We start from the raw sequence: 24938 nt of genomic DNA on the forward strand, positions 1-24938 counted from the left end.
CACCGCGACCCCGACCGGGTCTCTTTCGTTGCCGCACTCCGCATCGCCCGCCGCTCAGTCGGTCAGGGCGCTTTTTCCCCCTCCGCAGCCTGACCACGCCACAGCAGTCTGGCGTCATGCGGTCCGCGCCCTCGTCCGGAGACTGAATCCCGCGCGCCGACGACGGTCAAACCCTCGCGTCATCAAACGCAAGGTCTCGAAATGGCCCGCCAAACGCTTCCAGCACGCCCACTGGCCACAACCCGCCCACGAACCAGAAATCACCATTCACGCGCCTAACTGAACGGTATTGAGGCTAAGTGAGGAGCTCTTCCAGCGCCAGGTCCGCTTCCACGTCATCAGAAATGATCGAGCCATGATCGATGACGATTTGCGCCTGGATATTGTCACCCTCGGCGTCTACATTGAGTACCGTCTCGTAGGTGAGGGTGTCACCCGGAACAATGAGGTAATCGTCGATGCTGGCGATCGCGTCGTCGTCCTGATCGGCCCAGGCGCCTTCCTCCGCCTCGACCGTCAGCGTTCCAGCTGTGATGGTCGCACCGGCGATTGCCACGGTGTCGTTCCACAACGCGAACGTTCCGGCCCCGCCGAGGAGAAGTACGATACCGGCCGCGCCTGCTACTGATCCTGTGAGGATCTTGTTCATGAAGTTCTTCCTTTACAAAAGTCGAGGGAAACGAGAAGAGATGGATCCCTTAGCGTCCTGCGCCGACGTTTAGGACAGGATCGGCGACATCCGTTCAACCGCCGAATCGGCCTGCTCCTGGGCAGACCTGGCGACACGGCCAGGGGGAGAGTCGCGCGCCCGAATGCAAATTTCACGCGACTCTCCTCTCGCTGGCCTGCCGAGGAGTTATTAAAGGTGCTGCGTCAGCTTGACCCCGAGCTCGGACAGGTCGACCGATCCGGTCTTCGCAGCGTCGTCGTCTTTGTGGTCGGCCGGGAATTTGATCGTGACGATCACCTGGTATTGAACGGAACCTTGCAGGAGTTCGAAATCAATTGACTGGTCGCCGCGAACGGGGGCCGGGCCGGCAGGACCCGCGTGGCGAGACACTTCCACCGCGGACACGTCGGTGTACTCCTTGAGAATCTTCTCGAGCGCCTTGTCTTCGTCAGAGCCGCTGTTCGCAGTGAGCTGGCCCTTGTCGACAGACAGCAGCGCCTTGATGTTGTCACCGAGAGCTTCCACGTCGAGTAGCGTCTGGTAGGTGAGGGTGTCTCCCGGAACGATGCGGTAGTCCGCAATATTAATCGCGGCCTCCGTCTGGTCTGTCCAGACACCTTCCCCCGCTTCGACTGTTAGCGTGCCGGCTGTGATGTCTGCACCAGCGACCGCCGCGGTGTCGTTCCAGAGCGCGAAGGTTCCCGCGCCGCCGAGGAGAAGAGCAACACCAGCAGCGCCCGCGATGGAGCCCTTGATCATTCTGTTCACAATTGTGCCTTTCAATTATCGGTTTTGGTGTGAAATAATGAAATGTTTTCACTATTTCCAACCAGAACCTTAGAGTTGAAAGAACCTCAAGTATGCCCCCCATTGGGTGTTCACACCCCCGTTACCTTGTTTGTAACCTCGGATGGTGTGAGTATCTGAGGGAGTTGGCCTGTCGGGTCCGGCATGATTGTTGCCNGGCTTAGCCTCGATCCACCGGTCGAGTTGAGGTTTTAGCGGCGCGTTAAACCGAGAATGCCTGTCGGATCAGGAAAAATAGAACTTACTTAGGGTTCAATTCGACCGATCCGAGAGGCATCTCGTAGATGCAACTTTTCCATACTTCGAACCGCTTGTCCGCCACCTTCGATGACACGAATCTCGTGTCGGCCGCGGGGCTCGTCACCGCGTTGGCGTTGGCGGTGAAAACGGGTCTCGGTGAGCTCGTCGACGCCCGGTTGAGTTTGCCCGGATACTTCGGCGCGAACGCCGGATTGAAAGTCACAGCTTTGGTCGCAGGAATGCTCGCCGGGGCCGATTCGATTGATGACATGGCGTTGCTCAGGCACGGCGGCATGAAGAAACTCTTCGTCGGAACCTATGCCCCGTCGACGTTGGGCTCGTTTCTTCGGGCGTTCACGTTTGGTCACGTCCGTCAGCTTGACGCCATCGCGTGGCGGTGGCTGGTCAACCTCGCCAGCCACGCTCCGATCGTCGCGGGAATTGACGATTACGCGTTGGTTGATATCGACGACACCATTAAAGAAGTCCACGGATATCAGAAGCAAGGCTCTGGTTATGGCTACTCCGGAGTGCGCGGACTGAACGCTCTGATCGGCATCGTCTCCACACCGAAGGCGGCACCCATCATCATCGGGTCCCGGCTGTGGAAAGGATCGACGGGCTCTCCCCGCGGCGCGGGCAAGTTCGTCGGCGACGTTCTCGCCACCGTGAAACGCCTCCGCAGCACAACGACGACCGGCGTGATGCTGCTGCGCGCCGATAGCGCGTTCTATGGCCACGCCGTCGTCGCCGCCGCGCACCGCGCTGGGGCGAAAGTATCCATCACCGCGCGGATGGACCCCGCTGTCAAGCGCGCGATCGCCACGATCACAGCCGGCCAGTGGACCACGATCAACTACACCGACGCGATCCGAGACGAGGAAAGCGGCGCCTGGATTTCGTCCTCCGAGGTCGCCGAAGTCACCTTCACCGCGTTCAGTTCACGCAAGAAATCCGAACGCATCGAAGGCCGCCTGGTCGTGCGACGGATCCCCGAACTGAACCATAAAGCGCACGAAGGACAACCGACCCTCTTCGACACGCACCGCTTTCACGCGTTCTTCACGACCAGCGACCTGGACACCGTCACGGCCGATCAGACCCATCGCCAGCATGCGATCATCGAACAGATCAATGCCGATCTCAAGGACAGCGCGTTGGCCCATCTGCCCTCCGGTGTCTTCACGGCCAACGCGGCCTGGCTCGTGCTGGCCACGATCGCGTTCAATCTCTCCCGAGCCGTTGGTTCACTCGCCGGCGCGGATCTGGGCAAAGCTCGCAGCGGCACCATCCGCCGCAAACTCATCAACATCCCCGCCCGAATCTCCACCTCAGCTAGGAAAATTATCCTGCATCTGCCGGCCAGCTGGCCGTGGGAAACCGGCTGGACAGCCGCATTCGCGGCGGCCTACGGCCCGCCGCACACCATCACCACCTGACCACCAGCCCTACGGCACCGAAGACCACGGAACACCATCGGCAGCAAGGCCGACAGCTTCGCCACGCCCACCACCACAACACCGCTCAGAATTCAGCGACGCCGCTCACTCAAAGCGGACCGGTGGATCGAAGCTTAGGGCCCGCGGGTATGTCGCTGTAGGGAAAACGGCCGCGGATGCCTAGGCTCTAAGAGCTATGATCCGCTTTGATCACATAACCAAGAAATACCCCGGCACCTCTCGGCCGGCACTGAACTCGATCGACGTCGAGATTTTGCGAGGCGAATTCGTCTTTCTGGTCGGCGCCTCCGGATCGGGAAAATCGAGTTGCCTGCGGCTCGTGCTCAAGGAGGAGAAGCCCACCAGCGGCAGCATTCACGTGCTGGGCCAGGACCTGCGGTCGATCTCGAACCGCAAGGTGCCGTACTTTCGCCGCAACATGGGCGTGGTCTTCCAGGACTTTCGGCTGCTGCCGAACAAGACCGTGTTCGACAACGTCGCGTTCAGCCTGCAGGTCATCGGTAAAAGCCGCGGCTTCATTCAGGAAGCCGTACCCGACACCTTAAAGATGGTCGGCCTGGCCGAGAAAGCGCAGCGCCTGCCGCATGAACTCTCCGGTGGCGAACAGCAGCGCGTGGCCATTGCCCGCGCCATCGTGAACAAGCCCCAGATTCTGCTGGCTGATGAGCCCACCGGAAACCTCGACCCCACCACGAGCGCCGAGATCATGGCGCTGCTCGCGAGCATCAATGCGGGAGGCACCACCGTCATCATGGCCACCCACGAGGCCGGCATCGTCGACAAGATGCAGCGCCGCGTGATCGAACTCGTCAACGGCGAGATCGTGCGTGACGAACGTCAAGGCGGCTACGCCACCGCGTCCATCCCGACCATCGTGCCCAGTTCTGAAGCGGATGCCGCAGCGGGCGGACCCGTACCGGTCGCGTCGGCCACCGTCGCGGCTCGGGCCGCGGCCCAACCCTCGTTGACGCATCCGTCGGCGCCGGTTCCCGAAACCTCCGTATCGCTGCACCAGGCGGCGGCAGCCGCGGTTGCAGCAGCGGCCGCATCGGTTGATCCGACATCGGTTGATCCGACACCGGTTGTTCCGACACCGGTTGTGCCGGCTCCCGCCGCCGAATCTCCTGCTGCGCAAGAGGCCGGTCTTGCAGGGGCCACGCCGCCGATGGCGCGCCCGGTTCTTCCGGTCGCCCCTGACGACGCCCCTGACGACGCCCCCGAACAGCTCACCCTCGCCGAGAAACTCGGCCTGCGAGCACCAGGAGAGAAACCAGACCAAACCGGCGAACAGAACGTGGGGCCGAACCGATGAGGCTCGGACTGGTGCTCTCCGAGGCCGCGAACGGCCTGCGACGCAACGCATCCATGGTCGTCTCTGTGGTGCTCGTCACCTTCATCTCGCTGACCTTCGTTGGTGCGGCCGTGCTGATGCAGATGCAGATCGGCCAGATGAAGAACTTCTGGTACGACAAGGCGCAGGTCGGCATCTACATGTGTTCTGACATCTCGCCGGGCGAAACCTGCACCGGCGGCGACGCCTCGAAGGAGCAGATTGCAGCCGTCGAGGCCCTGCTCGAATCGCCGACCCTGGCGCCGTTCATCGACACTTATTACTTTGAGACGCACGAGCAGGCCTTCGAGAATTTCAAGAAGCAGTTCGCCGGCAACCCGGTCGCCGATTATGTCACCGCGGACCAGTTGAACCAGACCTTCTGGGTCAACCTCAACGATCCCTCTCAGTCCGCCGTGCTCGTGGAGAGCCTATCCGGGGTAGTCGGCGTAGAAAATGTCGCTGACCAGCGTAAATATCTTGATCAGATCTTTTCGGTGCTCAACGTAGCGAGCTACACGGCCATTGGTATTGCCGGGTTGATGCTGATCGCGGCAGCGCTGCTGATTGCAACGACCATCCGTTTGTCGGCGTTCTCCAGACGTCGCGAACTCGGCATTATGCGACTGGTCGGCGCGAGCAACCGGTTCATTCAAACGCCGTTCATTCTCGAGGGCGTCTTCGCGGCGCTGCTCGGCTCGTTGCTGGCTGGCGGCGCGATCCTGGCCCTCGTTTACTTCTTCGTGCAGGGGTATCTCGGGGCCAGACTCACCGGCTTCGCCCTGGTCGGTATGGACGACGCGCTCGTCGTGGTACCCATCTTGCTCGTGGTCGGCGCGGTGCTCGCCGCGTTCTCGGCCAACTTCGCCATCACCCGCTACCTCAAGGTTTGAACCTCAAGTGCAGGCCCGCGCACAGCGATCGGGCGCGGGGCCGGTAGACTAGTAGGCTGTCTGCCGGTTCGGCCGACGGCATCCGCTTACAGTATCTGAACTGACTACGAATTGAGGTGAGGTACATGCCCAGGGAACGTGGCGAAAAGGTCGTGGCGACCAACCGTAAGGCCCGACATGATTACCTCATCAGTGACACCTACGAGGCTGGAATGGTTTTGAGCGGCACCGAGGTCAAATCGCTGCGCGCAGGCCGGGCCACCCTGGTCGATGGTTACGCCTTCATCGAGGGCGGCGAGGCCTGGCTGGATGCGGTGCACATCCCGGAGTATTCCGGCGGCTCGTGGACCAACCACCCGCCGCGCCGCAAGCGCAAACTCCTGCTTCACAAGAAGGAGATCATCAAGATCAGCCACAAGACCAAGGAGGGCGGTTATACGCTCATTCCGCTGCGGATTTACTTCGCGGATGGTCGGGCCAAGGTTGAGATCGCCGTCGCCAAGGGTAAGAAAGAGTACGACAAGCGCCAGACGCTGCGGGAACGCACCGACAAGCGCGAATCGGACCGCGCGATATCGGCACAACGGCACCTCGGCGACTAGGCGACTAGGCGACTAGGGACTTCTGTAGTAGTATGGAGGGCTGCCCCGCAACTGGTGCAGATTGGTAATTCAACAGCGTGTGACACGAACCCATCGCATGAGCTTTCAATTTGTAAAGCGTGTGATGTGTAGGGGGATGATCGGTTTCGACATTGTTTGCGCAATTGTGAGAAGCGGGTCGAGGATGCAGGGTTATCTCGTAAACGATCTCTGCAAAACAATAAGTGCCAATTCAAAGCGCACTGACTTCGCTCTCGCTGCCTAAGCGAAAGCACTAAAGAAGTCCGCCAGACCGGGAATGCTCTCTACCCGGATCCTGACGCCATTTAGAGAGATTGCTTCTACATTGAGCCACGGGATGTAGAGGGACTTAAACGAAGGCTGGGCCTGTCGGAGTAGATGCCAGTGGCAAATTCCGGGGCCGAGAAAGCGATTTCACTGGATACACCCGTAGAAGGCATATGACCACAGCAGTGGACCGGGGTTCAATTCCCCGCATCTCCACCATCGGTTCTGTCACACGCTGTTTTGTCTTGGATGAGGCCACCCCTGGGTGGCCTCATCTGGTTTAAGCGGATGCTATGGTCAGCGCAGGCGGAGACCGATCGATGGGCGGATGGGTTGCCGCTGGCCGCCGGAGTGCACGATGTCGTCGCCGTCGACACTGAGCTGGCTGGCGTGGCAGCGCAGGGCAGCCACGACGGTGGCGCGCTGGGTCTCGAAATCGAACCACTCCGCATCCGCTGTGGGCGTGTCGAGAATTTCGGCGTACGAAATGGCGAGTGCTCGGCTGGCGGCGAGCGCGGCGTCGTGCACGCGCACGTGGTCTGGGTGGCCGTAGCCGCCGGTGGCGTCGTAGCTGATGACGAGGCTCGGTTGCACGTGCTGGAGAACGGCGACGAGGTCGGTGGTGACCTCGTCGAGCGGAGCGCGGGCAAGGGCATCCTCTTCGGAATCGGCGGCCGGGCCGGCCAAGCCGGAGCGAATCCACTCCATGCCGGAGTCGCGGTAACGGCGTTCGGGCAGCCCAGGCGCGCGAACCGGTACCTCGCCGAGCCAAAAGCAATCGTGGACGCCGAGCGTGCGGGCGGCGCGCTCGAGTTCACGCTCGCGCTCTTCGGCTAGGGCCGCGGTGCCAGCGAGATTCGAGAGCGGTCCGACGATGACTTCACCGCGCTCACCGCGCGTGGCCGTGACCAGGGTGATGCGAATACCGCGGCTCGCGAGATGCGCGATGAGGCCGCCGGTGCCAATGGTCTCGTCGTCGGGGTGGGCATGCACGAACAGCACTGACCTGACGGCGTCCAGAATGCTCATCGGGCTCCGGGTCGGTCAGTGCTTTGTGCAAACTGCACGGGGACAGTGGATGCGAGAGCCATCCGTCGAGCTTATCGCCGCCAGCCTGTGGCGCCCAGGGCATGCCATCGGGTCAAGGTGGCATCTTGTGACTGGCGCTTGTTCATGGGGCGGAAAGCGAGCATCTCGCAGGTCTGATGCTTGCCCAAGGGACCAGAGTTGGCTTCTTGCGAAAAACCCGGGAAGGGGCCGGGCAGTTTCGGGTCGAATTGGGGGCGCTGCCGATGGCTAGCTGCGCAGGCCGGTTCGTTGATTGGACGCGCTATCCACAGCCTGATTCGATGACGATGACGATGACGGCAGGGATGGCGCCAGCGGCGGGTTCGGGTCGACCAGATCGTCGTGGTGAATCGAGTCAACGCGCGTGTGCAGGGGAGCGTTGCTTCCGCTCCACTGCAGCGAGATGATCTCGGCCGCAATCGAGACCGCCGTCTCCTCGGGCGTGCGCGAGCCGAGGTCGAGGCCGATCGGGCTGCGCAGCCGGGCCAGCTGCGTGTCGGTCACTCCGACTGCGCGCAGCCGTTCCAGCCGGTCGAGGTGGGTGCGGCGGGATCCCATGGCGCCGATGTACGCCACCGGTGGGCCGTGCAGGGCGGCGGCGAGCAGGGGAACGTCGAATTTCGGGTCGTGGGTGAGCACACAGATGACCGTGCGGGGATCGATGAGGCCGCCCGCGATCTGTTCGCGCAGGTAACGGTCGGGCCAGCTCACCACGATCTCGTCGACCCCGGGAAAGCGAGCGGCGGTGGCGAACACGCCACGGGCATCGCAGACCGTGACTCGGTAGCCGAGAAAGGTTCCGAGCCGGGCCAGAGCGGTGGCAAAATCGATCGCTCCGAAGACGAGCAGGCGGGGCCGGGGCGCGTAGCTCGCAAAGAACACCCGCATGCCCGCGCCACGACGCTCGCCGTCTGGACCGTAGGTGAGCGTTGTGTTGCGGCCGGCGGCGAGCAACCCCTGGGTGTCGTCGCCGATGGCGTGGTTGGCGCGGTCCGAACCGAGATCGCCCTCGAATCCATGCGGGCGCACCACGAGATGGCGGCCGATCCAGCCGGCATCCGGATGCTCGATCACCGTGGCGACCCCCACCGGGCGCCCGGCATCCACGTCGTCGTGCACCCCCTCGAGCAGTGCGAAGGTGCCGCGGGAAACGGGTTCAATGAAGACGTCGAGGATGCCGCCGCAGGTCAGCCCCACCGCGAAGGCGTCGTCGTCGCTGATACCGTAGCGCACGAGCACCGGTACGCCATCCGCGGCGACCTGGGTGGCCAGTTCGTAGACGGCGCCCTCGACGCAGCCGCCCGAGACCGATCCGGCCACCGTGCCGTCAGCGTTGACCAGCATCGATGCGCCGGCCGGCCGAGGTGCTGACTGGAAGGTGCGCACGACGGTAGCGAGGCCCGCCGTCGCGCCGCCCTGCCAGCCAGCGAAGAGGGTATTGAGAACTTCACGCATGCCGGGCTCCCTTCTGTCGTCGGTAGACTCTAGCGGCCGGATGCCCGCCGACCGATTCGGTATGCGATGAACGCTACCGTGGCCAGCAGACCTACAAGTTTCACCGGGTCGCTCAGCTGGTCGGCGATGACGCCCTTGACCAGGCTCAGAGCGTCGAGGCTCGGAGCCGGCGCTGCCCCGTACGGGGCCCCGCGGTGCCCACCAGCGGGAGTCGTGCGCGGCGGAAGGGGGCCCGGCGGCGTGGCGGGCCGGGCGGGGACATCCGGCGTGACGTCGGGGTGGGTGTCGGTGGCCGGGGCATCACCGGGTGGAATCTCACTCATATCGGCGACGGCACGGGGGGAGCCCTGGGCGAGGGCGCCCGGGTCGTCGACGTGCTCGCCTACGCGGGTGGCAGCACTGTCGGCGGCCGTGGCTGCGGCATCCGCTTCACCGTCTGAATCAGCACGGGTACTGCCCTCGATCAGGTCCTGCAGATTGCCGGCGAACAGACCTATCATCTGCTCGGTGACGCTGCTGATGACTCCCTTGCCCATCGCCGCCGCCTTGCCGGAAAGCGACAGGTCGGCGCTGACCGTGCCCTGGGTCACGCCGTCGGTTTCGACCAGTTCGAGCGTGACGGTGGCCTGCGCGGTGCCCTGACCGCGGGTTTCCTGGGCCTTGCCGGAGAAGACTGCGCGGTGCCCCTCGACGTCGCGTTCGTCGACGTTCATCTGCCCGCGGTATTGCATGGTGATCGGGCCGAGCTTGACCTTCATGCCGACCTGGTAGTTGTCGTCGCTGAGTTTGTTCAGAATCTGTGCGCCCGGCACGCAACCAGCGACGCGTTCGAAGTCCATCAGGGTGTTCCACACCGTGTCGACGGGGGCGATTACGGTGAAAGTGGTGTCGATTTGCATCAGGGTGTCCTCTGCTGGGTCAGGTCGGTTGGTGGGAGATTGCACGTTGATCGGATGCTGGCGGGTCACCGCGAATCGCGGCCGCCACCTCGATCAGGGCCGCGTAGCTGTGGCCGCTGACGAAGGCATCGCAGTAGGGGAGCGCGGCTGCCATACCGCCCACGAGCGGCCGGTAATCGACGGCGACCTTGCGTGGATTCACCCAGACAATGCGGTGCGCGAGTCGGCGCAGGCGTGCCATCTGGGCGTCGACGTCGGCCGGGTCGTCCTGCGCCCAACCGTCGGAGAACACCACGATCACCGCTCCCCGGGCCAGGCCGCGCCGCCCGAAATCATCGATGAATCGACGGATGCTCGCGGCCAGCCGAGTACCGCCGGCCCAGTCCGTCGCGGTGGCGGCCGCCTGCGCGAGCGCCTGGTCCGGGTCACGGAGCGCGAGCTGGCGGGTCAGCCGGGTGAGCTGGGTGGAGAACACGAAGGCTTCGGCCCGCGCACCGGACGCCGCGCCTTGGAGCAGCGACAGGAAGACCCTCGTGTACGGCTCCATCGAGCCCGACACATCGCAGAGCAGCACGAGTCGGCGCGGTTTCGACCGGCGGCGGGCGTGGTGCAGGGCGATAGGATCGCCGCCGCTGCGCTGCGCTGCTCGCACGGTGCGGGCCAGATCGAGCCGGTCACGGTTGTGCGGCGACGGATGCCGGCGGCGGCTGCGCCGGGTTGGCGTCGACAGCACGATGCGAGCGACGAGCTGGCGCAGTCGGGCAAGTTCGTCGGGGGCGAGGTCAGCGAACGCCATGTCGTGCAGGTGTTCGTCGTTTGAGGCCAGGGCGAGGATGGCGTCGCGTTCCGGGCCCGTGGTATCGGTGTCGCTCGAGTCGGTGCCCGGCAACGGGGCCGGCGGGCGTTCGTCCCCAGACTCGGGAGTAGCGGCCGGACGATTGGTCGGTGGGGCGGCCTTGGAACGGGTTTCCGAGCCGATCGCCGGGGGAGCGTTGGGATCGCCGCGGCTTTCGACCGGGTCGAGTCGGCCGTCGAAGACGGCGCTAAACACCGCGTCGAACCGGGCGAGGTGCTGCTGCTGGGAGATGAACACGATCCGGCAGGCCCAGTACAGGGCGGCTCGGTCGGTGGGAGGGACGAGGCGGAGCGCCTCGGCCAGCCGGGCTGCCCGGTCGGGCGACACCGGGAGTCCGGCGCGGTGCAAAGCGGTACTGAAACCGGCGGCGAGGGACGCCGCCTCGATCAGCGGATTCCCGCCTGTGGTCATCAGGTTCGGCGTCGACCCGCTTGAGGCGGTCCAGAGTGCCGGTGCGCTGCCGCCAGGCTCGCTGCCACGTTCTTCGCGCTCAGGCATCGGCAGCCTGCGCGACCCAGGCGCCGCCGCGAGCGGCAGCGAGATTTAGATCGTCACGATTCTTCAGCACGAAACCCCAGGTCTGCTCGACCGCCCGGCGGCTGAGCTGCTCGATACCGAGCGCCCCGAGCGCTCCCACCCAATCGATGGCCTCGGCGATTCCGGGCGGCTTGATTAGGTCAAGCGAACGCAGACGGGTAATGGCCTGTGCGGCCTCGGTCGCAATCGCCTGTGAACTGCTCGGCACCCGCCGGCGCACGATCTGCGCGATCCGCTCCGGCCCCGGGTAATCGATCCAGTGATAGAGACAGCGCCGGGTCAGCGCGTCGTGCAGGTCGCGGGTGCGATTGCTGGTGAGAATCACGATCGGCGGATGCGTGGCCCGCACGGTTCCGAGCTCGGGGATGGTGACCGCCGCCTCGGCGAGCAGCTCGAAGGTGAAGGCTTCGAACTCGGCGTCGGCCCGGTCGATCTCGTCGAGCAGCAGCACGGCCGGCCGCGGTCCCGCGTACTCGATCGCCTGCAACAGCGGGCGACGCAGCAAGTAGTCGCGGCCGAACAGCTCGGTCTCGGCTAGTTCGACCCCGTGCGCCTCGGCCAAACGGATGCCGAGCAGCTGACGGGGGTAATTCCACTCGTACAGTGCTTCACCGGCAGAGATGCCCTCGTAGCACTGCAGCCGAAACAGTTCGGTGTCGAGCAATCGGGCGAGAGCTTTGGCGATCTCGGTTTTGCCGACCCCCGGTTCGCCCTCGAGCAGCAGCGGCTGCCGCATGCGCACGGCCAAGAACACCGCCGTTGCGAGCCCTTCGTCGGCCAGATAATTTTCGGCGTCGAGGGCACGTTGCAGCGCGGCCACGTCGGGCACGATCTCGGGCAAAGTCACCAACGCACCCACCCCCATCGGTCAGTCGGGCGTCTACCGCGCGGGTGCCTACCGCGCGGGTGCCTACCGCGCGGGTGCATACTGCTTTGGATTCGCCAGAAACGCCTTGCGGCAGCTAGCCGCACAGAAATAGACGGTCTCACCGTTGAACTCGACCTGCAGAGTCGACGACATCACGGCCACAGACATGCCGCAGACTGGGTCGAGGACGACGCCGGTGTTCTTCGGCTCCGCGGCAGGCGCCTCGGCAGCACGCGCCTCGGCGACGCTCGCCAAATCCGACGCTCCCACCGACGCTCCCACCGCCGCGCCAGCACCAGCCGCGCCAAGCGGATGCCCCCGTCCGGCCCGCTCCTGTACCAGCTGCGCCAGAATCGACACCGCAATCTCCCCGGGCGTTCGCGCCCCGAGGTCAAGGCCCGCCGGACTGAAAACCCGCGCGCGCTGCTCCGGCGATACGTCGAGCGATGCGAGCACCGCGGCACCGCGCCTGGGACTTGCCACGAGCGCCACGTACGGCACTCCCACAGCCAGCGCCGCCAGCAGCGCGGACTCCTCGTCTCGGCCATGGGACGCGACGATCAGCGCAGCGTCGCCGGACTGCGGGGCGGCAGAGGTGCCATCCGCTTGCACGAGGTCGAAGCCGACCAGCGGTGCGAGGGCGGCCAGGGCTTGGGCGTCGGGCGTCGACCCAACCACGATCAGGCGTGGCAGCGGAAGGCGCGGTTCGAGAAAGATTTCGATCGCCCCGCCGCTGACGCACGGGTTGGAGACCTCGACCGCGCCGTCCTCCACAGTGCTCGACGGCACACCGGCGACGACCTTGAGCAGCAGCGGCTGGCGGCTTGCGAGTACCTGCAGGCTGTACAGGCGAACGGATGCCTCCACGCAGGTTCCGCCGACAAAACCCTCGATCTCGCCGGTCGAGCGCACGAGCGCCGTATCGCCCGCGTGCGCGCTCGTCGGACGCACCGCGCGCACCACGGTCGCGTGCACGAACGGTTCGCGGCGCGCCTCGAGCTCCCGCTCCAGCACAGACTGTATCTCGGGCATGCTACACCGGCGGTCTCGTGCGGCCCTGCATGGCCTCCCACACCCGGGCGGGCGTGCAGGGCATATCCATGTGCACGACCCCGAACGGGGCGAGGGCATCGACGACGGCGTTGACGACGGCCGGCGGCGAGCCGACCGTGGCAGACTCGCCAACGCCCTTCGCCCCGATCGGGTGGTGCGGCGACGGGGTCACGGTGAAGCCGGTCTCCCAGTCGGGCACCTCCATGGCGGTGGGAAGGAGGTAGTCCATAAACGAGCCGCCGAGGCAGTTGCCCTCGTCATCGAACTCGATAATCTCCATCAGCGCCATGCCAACACCGTCGGTGAGGCCACCATGAATCTGGCCCTCGATGATCATCGGGTTGATGCGGGTGCCGCAGTCGTCGACGGCGATGAAGCGGCGCACCTTGACATGGCCGGTGCCCGGGTCGACGTCGACGACGCAGATGTAGGCGCCGAACGGAAACGTGAGGTTGGGCGGATCGTAGGTGACCTCGGCGTCGAGGTTGCCGTCGATACCCTCGGGCAGCGCGATCGTACCGTGGGCGCCCATTGCGATCTCGGCGATGGTCTTGCCCACGCTCGGATCGCCCTTCACGAACCAGCGGCCCTTCTCCCACTCGAGGTCTTCCGGCCGGGTCTCGAGCATGGCCGCGGCGATGAACCGGGCCTTCTCCCGCACCTTCCGGGCGACGAGCGCCACGGCTGCGCCGCTGACCGGAGTGGACCGGCTGCCATAGGTGCCGAGGCCGAACGGCGTCTGGTCGGTGTCTCCGTGCACCACATCGATGTCTTCCGGCGGGATGCCGATCTCCTCCGCTACGATCTGCGCGAACGTCGTTTCGTGGCCCTGGCCCTGGCTTTGCACCGAGATGCGCACGACGGCCTTGCCGGTGGGGTGGATGCGCAGTTCGGCGCCGTCCGCCATTCCGAGGCCGAGAATGTCCATGTCTTTGCGCGGGCCGGCGCCGACCGTTTCGGTGAAGAACGAGATGCCGATGCCCATGAGCTCACCACGTTCGCGTTTCTCCTTCTGTTCGCGGCGCAGTTCGTCATAGCCGGCCATCTTCATCGATAGCCGCATGGTGGGTTCGTAATCGCCCGAGTCGTACTCCCAGCCGGTCTTGTTGGCGTAGGGAAACTGCTCCTTCTTGATGAAATTCTTCAGGCGCAACTCGGCTGGGTCCATGTCGAGCTTGCGGGCCAGGATATCGACCATCCGCTCCACCAGATAGACCGCCTCGGTGACGCGGAAGGAACAGGCATAGGCCACCCCGCCCGGGGCTTTGTTGGTGTAAACGCCGGTGACGGTGCAATGCGCTGCGGCGAGGTCATAGCTGCCGGTGAAGATGTGGAAGAACCCGGCCGGATACTTGGTGGGCTGGGCGGTGGCGTTGAACGCGCCATGGTCGGCGAGCACGTTGGTGCGCAGGGCCAGGATTTTGCCGTCCTTGGTCGCCGCGATCTCGCCCTGCATGATGTAGTCGCGGGCGAACGATGTACTCATGAGGTTTTCGGAGCGGTCCTCGACCCATTTCACCGGTTTTCCGGTGACGATGGAGCCGACGACGGCGAGGATATAGCCCGGGTAGATTCCGACCTTGTTACCGAACCCGCCGCCGATGTCGGGGGAGACCACCCGAATCTTGTGCTCGGGAATGCCGGAGACCATCGCGAACAGGGTGCGGTGGGCATGTGGCGCTTGCGTCGTCTCGTACAGGGTGAGGCGGCCGTCGATGGGGTCGAAGTCGGCGACGGCGCCGCAGGTTTCCATCGGCGCCGGATGCACGCGCGGATAGACGATCTCCTGCTTCACCACGACGTCGGCGCTCGCGAAGACGGCATCCGTTTCGGCTTTGTCGCCGGCTTCCCAGTCGAAGATGTGGTTGTCGGTGCGGCCCGCAAGGTCGTCGCGAATGATGGGAGCACTCGGATCCATCGCCTTGCGGGCGTCGACGACGGGCGGTAGCACGTCGTACTCGACCTGGATCAGTTCAAGGGCGTCTCGGGCGGCGTAGCGGTCTTCGGCGACGACGAAAGCGACCTCCTGGCCCTGGAAGCGCACCTTGTCGGTGACCAGCACGGCCTGCACATCCATCGAGAGGGTCGGAGCCCAGGCGAGGCCGAGGGCCTGCAGGTCGGTGCCGGTGATCACAGCGAGCACCTTGGGGTGCGCAAGCGCCTCGGTCGTATCGATCGAGACCAGCCGGGCGTGGGCAACGGGAGCGCGCAGAATGGCGCCGTGCAGCATGCCGGGCAATACGATGTCGTCGACATAGTGGCCCTTGCCGCGCACGAAACGCGGGTCCTCCTTGCGCTGCATGCGGCCGTGGCCGATGGGCCGATCGTGGTCGCCGGCGGCCGGGTTCGACGGGCGGTCCTCGAGGATGGTCATGCGTGCACCTCTTGCTCGGTTGATTCGGACGTGGTCGTTTCCGGGGCTGCACCGGCGGGATGCTCGGCGGCCCACTGGATCGACCGCACAATGGTGGCGTAGCCGGTGCAGCGGCAGATCTGCCCGGAGATGGCCTCGCGAATCTGCAGCGGTTCGGGGTGCGGGTTGTGGTCGAGCAGGGCGCGGGCGGTGAGCATCATGCCGGGGGTGCAGAAACCGCACTGCAGGCCGTGCTCCTCCATGAAGCCCTGCTGCACGGGGTCGAGGGTGGCGCCGTTGGCGAGTCCCTCCACGGTTGTGATCGTGTGTCCGTCAACCATGGCAGCGAGCACGGTGCACGATTTCACCGGTTGGCCGTCCATCAGTACGACACAGGTGCCACAGTTGGTGGTGTCGCAGCCCCAGTGCGTTCCGGTGAGCCGCAGGTCGTCGCGAATGAAGTGTACGAGCAGCACGCGCGGTTCGACCTCGTGGGTGACGAAAGTGCCGTTTATGGTCATGCTGATCTGCATCGGGCTCAACTCCTAAATCGTGATGTCTGAAATGGATGCCGCAGCGCGGCGGCAGGCCGCCCGCAGCACCCGACGAGTCAGTTCGTCGGCGAGGTGCCGCTTGTAGTCGACCGGTCCGCGTTGGTCGGCGAGGGGATCGCAGGCTAGTGACGTCAGGCGGCCGGCCTCAACGAAGAGCTGCTCGGTGGGGGCCTGGCCGACGAGCACGGCCTCAACCTCGGTGACGTTGCGGTCCAGTCCGACCGCCGTGAGGCCGACAGCCACGTGGCTGATCGTGCCATCGGCCGCAAGCGTCACGCTCGCACCGGCCGCAGCAACGGCCCAGTCTCCGATCCGGCGTTCGACCTTTTCATAGGCGCTGCCGGAGTCGTCCCGAATCGGCACGCGCACCTCGATTAGTAGTTCGTTCTGGGCGACCGCAGTCTCGTACGGGCCGCGATGAAATTCGGCCATCGACAGCATCCGCTCACCGGCCGGCCCGCGAACGACGGCGACCCCTTCGAGCACATGGCACACCGTGGAGAGATCTTCGGCCGGGTCGGCTTGGCAGAGCGAGCCGCCGATGGTGCCGCGATTGCGCACGATCGGGTCGGCGATGACCCGTTCGGCATCGATGACGATGGGAAAGAGCCGCTTGATATCGTCGGATTCGAGTAGTGTCGTGTGCCGGGTCATGGCGCCGATACGCAACACACGGCCGTTGTTAGGCACTGTGTCAACCAGTAGGTAATCGAGCTCGAACAGGTCATTGATGTCGATGAGCCAGTCCGGCCGGGCCAGGCGTAGCTTCATCATGGGCAGCAGGCTGTGACCGCCGGCGACCACCCGGGACTCGGGCCCGTGACGATCGAGCAGGGCGAGGGCGTTGTCCACCGAACTGGCACGGACATATTCGAACGGAGCCGGAATCTGCACGGGCTTCTCCTCACTGAGAAGTTTCCATGGCGCCGCGCATCATCGCGCGACACCGTTGTGTGCCACAGCTTGCTCCCCGCGCCCACTTGCTGTCAACAGCGAGCTCGGCGAAGTTAGGCGCTCCGGCGCGCTCTACCGGGCCAGATAGTCATCGTGCTGCCGGTGCGCCTCCGCTACCTGCTCTCGGATGCGGTCGATGTCCTTGGCCTTGTTGCGGTATTTCAGGTCCATGGCCAGAACCTGTTCTTCTTCCTCGGTCAGCATTCGGTAGATCCGCTCGCGTTCGGCCAGATCGGCGGTGTAATCCAGATCGAGGTAGCTGACCGCGTGGCGACGCGCGTTGTTGATGGAGGCTTGGGCTTTACCCGCCTTGCTCAGCAGCGAGGCCACGACGGTGATCGTGAGTGCTCCGATGATGACGCTCAGGGACAGCCCCGTGCTGATTTCCACGACCGGGACCGGTTCACCGCCGTTGATGAACGGCAGATTGTTCTCGTGGAGCGCGTGGAGCACCAGCTTGACGCCGATGAACGCCAGGACGAACGCGAGGCCGTACGAGAGGTAGATCAGCCGGTCCAGGAGCCCGTCGATCAGAAAGTACAGCTGGCGCAGTCCCATCAGCGAGAACGCGGTCGCGGTAAAGACGATGTAGACGTTCTGGGTCAGCCCGAAGATCGCGGGAATGGAGTCCAATGCGAACAGGATGTCCGTACCGCCGATCGCCACCATGACCAACAGCATGGGCGTCAGTGCCCTCTTGCCTTCGTGCATGGTGAACAGCTTGTCGCCGTCGTAGTGCTCGGTGGTGTGAAAGCTCCGTTTGGCCAGGCGGATCATGAAATTATCCGCTTGGTTATCGCCGTGTGCTTCGGGCTTGAGCAGATTACCCGCCGTAATCAGCAGAATCAGACCGAAAATGTAGAATACCCAGGCGAAGGAATTGATCAGCGCCGCGCCCAGAAAGATGAACCCGGTGCGAGCGATCAGGGAGAAGACGATGCCGAACAGCAGCACCTTTTGCTGGTCCTCGCGGGGGACTCGGAAGCTCGCCATGATGATCAGGAAGACAAACAGGTTGTCCACGGACAGCGCCTTCTCTGTGATGTAGCCGGCGAAGTATTCCGATCCCATCGTGCTGCCGCCAAAGAACAAGACCAGGATGCCGAAGAGGATGGCCAGGCCGACGTAGATGGAGGACCACAGGGCGGCTTCCTTCAGCGCGGGAACGTGCGCCTTGCGAATATGAAAGAAGTAGTCGAAGGCGAGCAAAGCCAGGATGACAACGATGGTGATGACCCAGATGAGGGGTGAAACAGTCATGAACTCTGCTTTCCTAAGGTGGCGGCAGCGAGCCTAGCCCAGTTGCGGTGTGTTGCGTGACTCTTGGCGGCAAAATGGCGGCTTGCGTTTTCCCTACGTTAACCGTTTCGTCCGTGCCCGGGCAATCACGGGCGATTCTTCCACGACTTCCAAAACTTCGACTCCACTTCGACTCCACTTCGGCTGCCTTCTGCTGCTCCAGGGCGTGCAGGCGACCGTAGCTGAAGGTGTTTTCGCCGCGTAAGTAGGCGTCGACCGCGCCGCGCTTGAGCAGACGCTCGCGGGCGATGACGCTGTCGTGCTGGTCGCCGAGAATAGTCTGGAGTTTCTGGGCGAACGCACTGACCGCAAAGGCGCGCTTGCGGCTGAGCGGATGCGTCGTCTCGGCCGCATAGCGCAGCCGCTTGGCTCGTTTGCGCACCTTGTGCAGGGCGAGGTCGCGTTCGGCTCCCGGCACTGTCTTGGTGGCGGCTCGCACCGCACGGCGCAGTTTCTTCCATTCCCTATTTATCAGTGCCGGCACGACTGTGCGTGCTTCCTGCCTGGCCACGCCCGTGAATGGTGGTGAGGTCACGAGCGCCGCGAGGGCATCGAACAGCCGAAAGTAACGGTGGCTGTTGAGGGCAGTCAGGAGCGCGTGATACACCGTGTCGGTGTCCGTATTGGCGCGACTGCCGAGGCGCTGGCGAATCGGGCCGAGCAGCAGCCCCTCAGGTTCGCGGTCGAGGTGGCCGGTGAAGCGGCGCTGCAGCACCTCTTCGTCGCGCGAGCCGCCCAGAACGGTCGCGAGCCAGGCGAGTTCGCTGCGCAGGTGTGGCACCACGGTCGCATCGAGCAGGGAGTGATAGGTGGCGAGAACCGAGCGCAGCCGACGAGTGGCGACGCGCATGGCGTGCACGCTTTTGGCCGTTGTCTGCCGCACGTGTGGATCTTGGGTGCGCAGCACCTCGTACTGTTCGTGCAGGCTCAGTACCAATACGTCGCCGGCCCACCCGGAAGACCGGGGCCGACGGGGCACCGCACCTAGCTGGCCGGCTTGATCGGGAAATCGGTCGCCGAGCGCGCGCGCCAGCGTGGAGGCATGCAGCGATAAGTGGACGCCGCTCGACGCGAGCATGGATTCCCCGGCGTAGAGCAGGTCGTTCGGACCATCCACGAGTTCGAGCTCCCATTCACGCCAACCCGCCAGGGCCGGATCGGGGGTGAGGCGCTCGGCCTGAACGTGGTCGTCGCAGAACACCGCGAGGGTATCGCCGCCCACGCCGATCAGGGCATGCACCACCCGCTTGGTGTTCAGTCGGGCCACGGGAACGAGTGGAGCGTCCCGCACGTGAAACCGCACGAGCTGGGCGAGCGACTCGGGGACGGTATCCGCTTCATCGAGTGTGTGCTTGCCCAGCGGTGCGTGGATTTCGCGTCGGCGCCCGGCCGTAAGCGGCAGTTTCAGGTGCCACCCGGCGTCATCGCCGCCGGTGCGGCGACGCAGGGTGACGTGTTGGGCGGCCAGCACGAGGTCGGCCGTGTCGAAGTAGATGGCCTCGAGATCATGGGTGACCGGCGCGGCAATCATCTGCACCCCGGGAAGATCGTATAAGCGGGGCAGCAGCGTCGTTTCGTCGACGTCAAACTTGAGCTCGGTCTCGATGCCGCCGTTAGTATCCACGACTCAGCCTAGCGCGGGACCCGCGCCAGGCTGCCGAGGTCAGGCGTTGGCGAGCCAGAGGTCGGGGCCGAAGATCTCGTAGTGGATGCGGTCGGCCGGTATGCCGGACTGCAGCGCCTGGGAGCGCAGGCTGCGCATGAACGGGAGCGGACCGCAAAGGTATACCGAGGCATCCTCCGGGATGGTCACGTTCTCCAGCGACATGAAGCCCTCGTGGTAGCCCTCGCTCGGGATCTCCAGCCAGAGCTCGAGTTCGGCCGCCTCCAGCAAGGCGACGTCCTCGTTCATCTGGTCGCGCAGCGCCCAGCGCTCGAGGTTGCTCTCGGCGTGCAGCACACGCACCGCACGCTTCGAGCCAGAGTCGACCAGGGAACGCAAAATGGAGGCGCTGGGCGTGCAGCCGATTCCGGCCGAGGCCAGGATCAACGGGCCGGTGCCCGCATCGAGGGTGATGTCGCCGCACGGCACGGAGAGGATGAGCGTGTCGCCGACCTGCACATCGCGGTGCAGCACGGGGGAGACCTCCCCGTCGGCGTCGAGTTTGGTGGTGAAGACTCGGGTCGTGGCCGTGCCGGCCGAGAGCGAGTACTGACGCACCTGGCGGATACCGTCGGGCATGACGGCGGTTACGCTGACGTACTGGCCCGGCAGGGCGGGCGTCACGGGGGTGTCATCGGCCGGTTCGAGCGTGAACGTGACAGCGTCGGTTCCGGCCGCTTCTTTCTTCACGACGATCCAGGGGGCGAGCGGCTTGTCGCTGGCGAGTCCGGCGTAGAGGCCGTTCTCCATCTTGACCAAGGCGTGGGCCATCAGCCAGTAGACCTCGGTCCAGGCGGCGGCGATCTCGGCGGTGATGACGTCGCTGAGTTCGTCGGCGATAGCCTCGAATAGGTACTTGTAGACGATGTCGTACTGCTCGGGCTGAATATTGAGCGAGACGTGCTTGTGGGCGATGCGGGAGAGCATGGCCTCCGGCGTGATATCGGGGTTCGCCACCATATGGGTCGCGAAGACGGCGATGCTGCCGGCGAGGGCCTGCTGCTGCGTGCCGTTCTTCTGGTTGGAGCGGCTGAACAGCCCGTCGAATAGTTCGGGGTGAGCGGTGAGCATGCGGTTGTAGAAGTTCTTCGCGATCTGGGGCATCCGCTCGCCGACCAGCGGCAGGGTGGCTTCGATGAGGGGGAGAGACTGGGGCGAAAGCATAAATACTCCTTCTGCGTGGCGACGCCCGTTTGTGGGGTCTCTAGCAAAAGTAGCATTTCATATACCAGTTAAACGGATGTTTTCTACAAGTCGTAGAAATTAGGGACTTTAGTCCTACCGCACCAGACCGAGTTCGACCAGAACCGGTCCTCCCGGTTTTCCGTGTGGAAGAGCCGCGATGACGATGCCGTCGAGCTCGCGGTAGAAGGCTTCCCGCGCCCGACGCAGGGCGCCGCGGAGGCCGCATCCACTCAATAATGGGCAGGGGCCATTGGGCGAGTCGCACGCTGCCAGATCGGTGCGGGTATCGAGCTGGCGCAGGAGCGCCCCGACGGTGGCCTCGCGCCCGAGCATGCTGATGCGGACACCGCCGGTGCGCCCCCGGATGACCTCGACCAGACCGAGCTCGCCGAGCCGCCTGATGGCCTTGGTGACATGGTTGTACGGCGTGCCGACCTCGGCGGCGACGACCCGTGAGGTGTAGGTGGCGCTCTCCGGCGCCGCTGCCAGCAGCATGACGACCCGCAGACACACGTCGGAAAAAGCGTTGATCCTCATTCCCTAACTGTAGGTGCGCGGCTCACACCCCGAGAGTAGGAGAATGGAGCAAGTGAACACTGAGTCGGAGACGCTGTTTGAGGTAATCCGCTTCGTGGACCTGGCAGGCGTGCTCGCCAACGCCATTCTCGGCGGCGTCGCCGCGCGCACCGCACGCCTCGACATTGTCGGCTTCGTGGTGCTCGCGATCATGAGTGGGCTTGGCGGCGGCATGATTCGCGACACGCTGCTGCAGCAGGGTACGCCGGCCGCTCTGCTCGACCCGGCCTACCTGATCTGCGCCATCCTCGGCGGGGTCATCGCCTACTTCGTGACTTTCAATGGTCGCTGGACCCGCCGCGTACTGCTGCTGCTCGACGCGCTCGCCGTGGGCTGTTGGTCGGCGGTCGGCGCGCAGAAGGCGCTCGAGGCTAATCTTGGCTGGCTCCCGGCGATTCTGCTCGGCATCATCACCGCAGTCGGCGGCGGTATGGTGCGGGACATCTCCTTGCTCAAGGTGCCGACGATCTTCGGCGGCAACACGCTCTATGCCACGAGCGCGTTGCTGGCGAGCACCGAAATGGTCATTCTGAGCAAGCTCGGTTTCGTCGCGATCGGCAGCGGGGTCGCAATTCTCAGCGGAGCTGCGCTGTCGCTGCTGGCCAAACGCTACGGCTGGATTCTGCCGACCGGGTACGCGCTGCGCATCCCGAAGCCGATTCTGCTGTTGAACCCTCGGGCCTGGCGGCAGCGCCGGCTCGATGCGCGCAACGCCCGCAACGGTTTATATCCCGACGATCCGGGTGCCGGTGTCTAGTTTTAGTGCTACCGGCAGCCGGTCGGGGTGGTTCGGCGGGCACCGGATGAGGTGTCTCGCTGTGAGGAGAGGACGCAAACCGCTCTTTCGGGCGCACTCTTCGGACGGTCCGGTCCGGTGAGTGGATGCCGTTAGGCCGGGTTGAGCACAGCGAGGGTTGCCGCGTGCAGCAGCCCGTTGGTGGCCAGGGCGCTGCCGTGCCATGGCCCCGACCGGCCGTCGACCGAGGTGAACGTGCCGCCGGCTTCTTGCACGATCGGGGACAAGGCAGCCATATCGTAGGGCTGTAGGTCGAATTCGCCGGCGACGTCGAGGTGCCCTTCGGCGAGCAGCATGTACGACCACATGTCGCCATAGGCGCGGGTGCGCCAGACCTGGCGCGACAGCGTGATGAGTTCATCGAGGTGACCGGCCGCGTCCCACTGCTGCAGGCTGCCATAACTGATGGATGCCTCGGCGAGCGTCTCGATGCCGGAGACGTGCAGGCGGGTGGGAGCGGCATCCGTTTCTCTGCTGTCGGCGGCGCTCGTATCGCTCGACCAGGCGCCGCTGCCGGTTGCGGCCCACCAGCGTTTGCCGAGCGCGGGGGCGCTGACCACGCCGAGCACGGGGACGCCGTCGATGGCGAGGGCGATGAGGGTGGCCCAGATCGGGATGCCGCGGAGGAACCCGGCGGTGCCGTCGATCGGGTCGATGATCCATTGGTGCGTGGTCGATCCGGCCGTGCCGAATTCCTCGCCGAGAATGCCGTCATCGGGGCGCCGTTCAGCCAGCAGGTCGCGGATGGCGCGCTCGACCGCCCGGTCGGCATCCGTCACCGGGGTGCGGTCGGGTTTGGTGGTGACGACGAGATCAAGGGCTGAGAAGCGGGCACGGGAGATCAAATCGGCAGCATCGGCGAGGACAAGAGCCAGCTGCAGGTCGTCTGAAAGGGCGTAGTTTCGCGGTTCGGTCACGGGTTCAAGGATAGTAATTTCAGGAGCGGATGCTGGTCACCGCCGCTTTTTCGCCTCGATTGGCATCCTGCCCTCCTAGGGTGTTAGGGTTACACGTTGCCGCGGGTTGTTCCGCTGTTTTATATGCACCTCTAGCTCAATTGGCAGAGCAACTGACTCTTAATCAGTGGGTTCCGGGTTCAAGTCCCGGGGGGTGCACCACCGTTACCCGTCGTCACTGTTTCTCAGTGCGGCGGGGTTTTTTTGCCCGTTCGGGGTATCGCGCGCCAGAGGAAGCGGTGAGCATTACCGCGAGTTGCTGCCGGCGCACGACTGGGGTGCTTCGGCGCACCTCGTTAGACTGTGGCCAAGAGTAGGGTTCGTGCGGGAGTACGGCCGCATCATCGCGGAGAGGTCAGGTTTGTCCCACACCAAGTCATCCAGAGCTGAGTCCAGCTCCTCGTCAAATACCGACTCCAGCACCGAATCGGGCAGCGAGGTGCTGCTGCAACGGGACGGATCGCTGGCCCGCATCATCTTAAACCGGCCGAGGGCGCTTAACGCGCTCACCCACGGCATGATTCGCAGTATCGCTGCGGCGCTCACCGAGTGGGCCAACGAGCCCTCGGTGCGGACCGTACTGCTCACCGGCAGCGGCGACCGTGCCCTTTGCGCCGGCGGCGACATCGTCTCGGTTTACCGCGACGCCCGCACCGATCCCGATGAAAACGCCCGGTTCTGGGCCGACGAGTACATACTCAACGCCCAGATCAAGCGCTACCCCAAACCGTTCGTCGCCCTGATGGACCGCATCGTGCTCGGCGGGGGAGTCGGCATCTCCGGCCACGCTTCACACCGCGTCGTGACCGAACGCACCCGACTCGGCATGCCCGAAACCACCATCGGTTTCGTGCCCGATGTCGGCGGCACCTACCTGTACTCGCGCATCCCTGGCGAAATCGGCACCCATCTTGCCCTCACCGCAGGCACTATCACCGGGGCCGACGCCATCGTGCTCGGCCTCGCCGACAGCTTCGTTCACTCCTCACGGCTTGATTCCCTGATCGATGCCCTCAAACGGATGCCCGCTGCCGCGGCCATCGCCGAGTTCGCCGAGTCGAGGGTGCCCGGGGCGCCGCTGCTGGCCGAGCGCGCCTGGATCGACGAGTGCTACGCCGGCAATGACCTGTCCTCGATCATCGAACGGCTACAGAATTCATCCGCTGCTGCGGCCCGCGTCGCCGCCACCGCCATTCTGGCCAAGTCGCCGACCGCCGTCACGGTCACCCTCGAATCCCTCCGCCGCGCCCGTGACCTGGCCGACCTCGAAGACGTACTCGAGCAGGAGTATCGGGTGTCGCTGCGCATGGTGGCCGGCCACGATGTGGTCGAGGGTATTCGCGCCCAGGTCATCGATAAGGACCGCAACCCGCACTGGCAGCCGAGCAGCCTCAATGCCGTGTCCAAAACCGACGTGCAGGCGTACTTCGCGCCCCTGCGGGAGCGGGAGCTGCGCTTATCGCGAACGCTTGCTCCCGCCGAATCTGGAACGAGCGTCGATCCACGCCTGACCGGCGAAATCCAGACGACCGGCGAACTTCGCCAGAACACCGAACGAGAGGCAACAGCGTGAGCG

General features: G+C 64.8%; 22 protein-coding genes, 1 tRNA gene and 1 other RNA gene. 8 read left to right on the top strand and 16 right to left on the bottom strand.

The genetic code is table 11. The annotated features are described in order from the left end of the window. Positions 1-295: 295 nt before the first annotated feature. Positions 296-649 carry an alternate-type signal peptide domain-containing protein gene (locus CXY73_RS16390; RefSeq protein ID WP_104178300.1) on the bottom strand — a complete coding sequence of 118 codons (354 nt, stop codon included), beginning with the start codon at positions 647-649 and terminating at the stop codon, positions 296-298. Between the two features lie 210 nt (positions 650-859). Beyond that, a complete protein-coding gene (locus tag CXY73_RS16395) occupies positions 860-1429 on the bottom strand; it encodes an alternate-type signal peptide domain-containing protein (protein WP_104137797.1) in 570 nt (189 codons plus the stop codon). Positions 1430-1761: 332 nt separating this feature from the next. Between CXY73_RS16395 and CXY73_RS16400 the strand changes: the two genes are divergently transcribed. The 5 genes from CXY73_RS16400 (at position 1762) to ssrA (ending at position 6509) form a co-directional block, all read left to right on the top strand. Continuing rightward, positions 1762-3156: an IS1380 family transposase gene (locus tag CXY73_RS16400; protein ID WP_104178301.1), complete on the top strand. Its 1395-nt coding sequence runs from the start codon at positions 1762-1764 to the stop codon at positions 3154-3156. A 196-nt stretch (positions 3157-3352) separates the two neighbouring features. Next, complete coding sequence (gene ftsE, locus CXY73_RS16405) at positions 3353-4489, top strand: cell division ATP-binding protein FtsE (RefSeq protein WP_104178302.1); 1137 nt, start codon at positions 3353-3355, stop codon at positions 4487-4489. After that, complete coding sequence (gene ftsX, locus CXY73_RS16410) at positions 4486-5400, top strand: permease-like cell division protein FtsX (protein WP_104137372.1); 915 nt, start codon at positions 4486-4488, stop codon at positions 5398-5400. The genes ftsE and ftsX overlap by 4 nt, the downstream gene beginning before the upstream one ends. Before the next feature lie 125 nt (positions 5401-5525). Continuing rightward, on the top strand, positions 5526-6002 hold the full coding sequence (gene smpB / locus CXY73_RS16415; protein ID WP_104137369.1) for an SsrA-binding protein SmpB: 477 nt from the start codon (positions 5526-5528) through the stop codon (positions 6000-6002). Between the two features lie 132 nt (positions 6003-6134). Continuing rightward, positions 6135-6509, top strand: a transfer-messenger RNA (tmRNA) gene (gene ssrA / locus CXY73_RS16420). 78 nt (positions 6510-6587) lie between these two features. Here the strand turns inward: ssrA and CXY73_RS16425 are convergent. The 13 genes from CXY73_RS16425 to CXY73_RS16485 form a co-directional block, all read right to left on the bottom strand. After that, a complete protein-coding gene (locus CXY73_RS16425) occupies positions 6588-7319 on the bottom strand; it encodes a PIG-L family deacetylase (RefSeq protein ID WP_104137366.1) in 732 nt (243 codons plus the stop codon). A gap of 267 nt (positions 7320-7586) precedes the next feature. Beyond that, positions 7587-8813, bottom strand: coding sequence for an XdhC/CoxI family protein (locus CXY73_RS16430; RefSeq protein ID WP_104178303.1), 1227 nt, complete (start codon positions 8811-8813; stop codon positions 7587-7589). A 29-nt stretch (positions 8814-8842) separates the two neighbouring features. Beyond that, positions 8843-9712 carry an SRPBCC family protein gene (locus tag CXY73_RS16435; protein WP_104178304.1) on the bottom strand — a complete coding sequence of 290 codons (870 nt, stop codon included), beginning with the start codon at positions 9710-9712 and terminating at the stop codon, positions 8843-8845. Positions 9713-9731: 19 nt separating this feature from the next. Then, positions 9732-11066 carry a VWA domain-containing protein gene (locus CXY73_RS16440; protein WP_233198406.1) on the bottom strand — a complete coding sequence of 445 codons (1335 nt, stop codon included), beginning with the start codon at positions 11064-11066 and terminating at the stop codon, positions 9732-9734. Further along, positions 11059-11952 carry a MoxR family ATPase gene (locus CXY73_RS16445; RefSeq protein WP_233198407.1) on the bottom strand — a complete coding sequence of 298 codons (894 nt, stop codon included), beginning with the start codon at positions 11950-11952 and terminating at the stop codon, positions 11059-11061. The genes CXY73_RS16440 and CXY73_RS16445 overlap by 8 nt, the downstream gene beginning before the upstream one ends. Positions 11953-12015: 63 nt before the next feature. Next, positions 12016-13005, bottom strand: a complete 990-nt coding sequence (locus CXY73_RS16450; protein WP_104178306.1) for an XdhC family protein — start codon at positions 13003-13005, stop codon at positions 12016-12018. Position 13006: 1 nt separating this feature from the next. Further along, positions 13007-15400 carry an aerobic carbon-monoxide dehydrogenase large subunit gene (locus tag CXY73_RS16455; protein WP_104178307.1) on the bottom strand — a complete coding sequence of 798 codons (2394 nt, stop codon included), beginning with the start codon at positions 15398-15400 and terminating at the stop codon, positions 13007-13009. Beyond that, positions 15397-15912: a (2Fe-2S)-binding protein gene (locus CXY73_RS16460; protein WP_104178308.1), complete on the bottom strand. Its 516-nt coding sequence runs from the start codon at positions 15910-15912 to the stop codon at positions 15397-15399. Before CXY73_RS16460 ends, CXY73_RS16455 begins: the two co-directional genes overlap by 4 nt. 12 nt (positions 15913-15924) lie before the next feature. Next, complete coding sequence (locus CXY73_RS16465) at positions 15925-16827, bottom strand: xanthine dehydrogenase family protein subunit M (RefSeq protein ID WP_104178309.1); 903 nt, start codon at positions 16825-16827, stop codon at positions 15925-15927. Between the two features lie 132 nt (positions 16828-16959). Further along, positions 16960-18147 carry a TerC family protein gene (locus tag CXY73_RS16470; RefSeq protein WP_104178310.1) on the bottom strand — a complete coding sequence of 396 codons (1188 nt, stop codon included), beginning with the start codon at positions 18145-18147 and terminating at the stop codon, positions 16960-16962. 13 nt (positions 18148-18160) lie between these two features. Continuing rightward, the gene (locus CXY73_RS16475) at positions 18161-19810 is read right to left on the bottom strand and encodes a CYTH and CHAD domain-containing protein (protein WP_104178311.1); all 1650 of its coding nucleotides are present in this window, start codon (positions 19808-19810) and stop codon (positions 18161-18163) included. A gap of 39 nt (positions 19811-19849) precedes the next feature. Next, positions 19850-21013 (bottom strand): globin domain-containing protein, encoded by a 1164-nt coding sequence (locus CXY73_RS16480; RefSeq protein WP_104178312.1) that lies wholly within the window; start codon positions 21011-21013, stop codon positions 19850-19852. Positions 21014-21127: 114 nt separating this feature from the next. Next, a complete protein-coding gene (locus tag CXY73_RS16485) occupies positions 21128-21571 on the bottom strand; it encodes an Rrf2 family transcriptional regulator (RefSeq protein ID WP_104178313.1) in 444 nt (147 codons plus the stop codon). A gap of 52 nt (positions 21572-21623) precedes the next feature. On the opposite strand from CXY73_RS16485, the gene CXY73_RS16490 reads away from it, so the two are divergent. After that, entirely contained in the window at positions 21624-22367 is a 744-nt protein-coding gene (locus CXY73_RS16490) for a trimeric intracellular cation channel family protein (protein WP_233198408.1), read from the top strand. 131 nt (positions 22368-22498) lie between these two features. Here CXY73_RS16490 and CXY73_RS16495 read toward each other — a convergent pair whose 3' ends face one another. After that, positions 22499-23323, bottom strand: coding sequence for an inositol monophosphatase family protein (locus CXY73_RS16495; RefSeq protein WP_104178314.1), 825 nt, complete (start codon positions 23321-23323; stop codon positions 22499-22501). Positions 23324-23448: 125 nt separating this feature from the next. Here CXY73_RS16495 and CXY73_RS16500 point away from each other — a divergent pair. Together CXY73_RS16500 and CXY73_RS16505 are read left to right on the top strand one after the other, a co-directional pair. Further along, positions 23449-23524, top strand: a tRNA-Lys gene (locus tag CXY73_RS16500). Between the two features lie 199 nt (positions 23525-23723). Further along, entirely contained in the window at positions 23724-24935 is a 1212-nt protein-coding gene (locus tag CXY73_RS16505; RefSeq protein ID WP_104178414.1) for an enoyl-CoA hydratase/isomerase family protein, read from the top strand. Positions 24936-24938: the final 3 nt, after the last annotated feature.

Source organism: Cryobacterium sp. Y50 (genome assembly GCF_002929805.1).
GTDB lineage: Bacteria > Actinomycetota > Actinomycetes > Actinomycetales > Microbacteriaceae > Cryobacterium.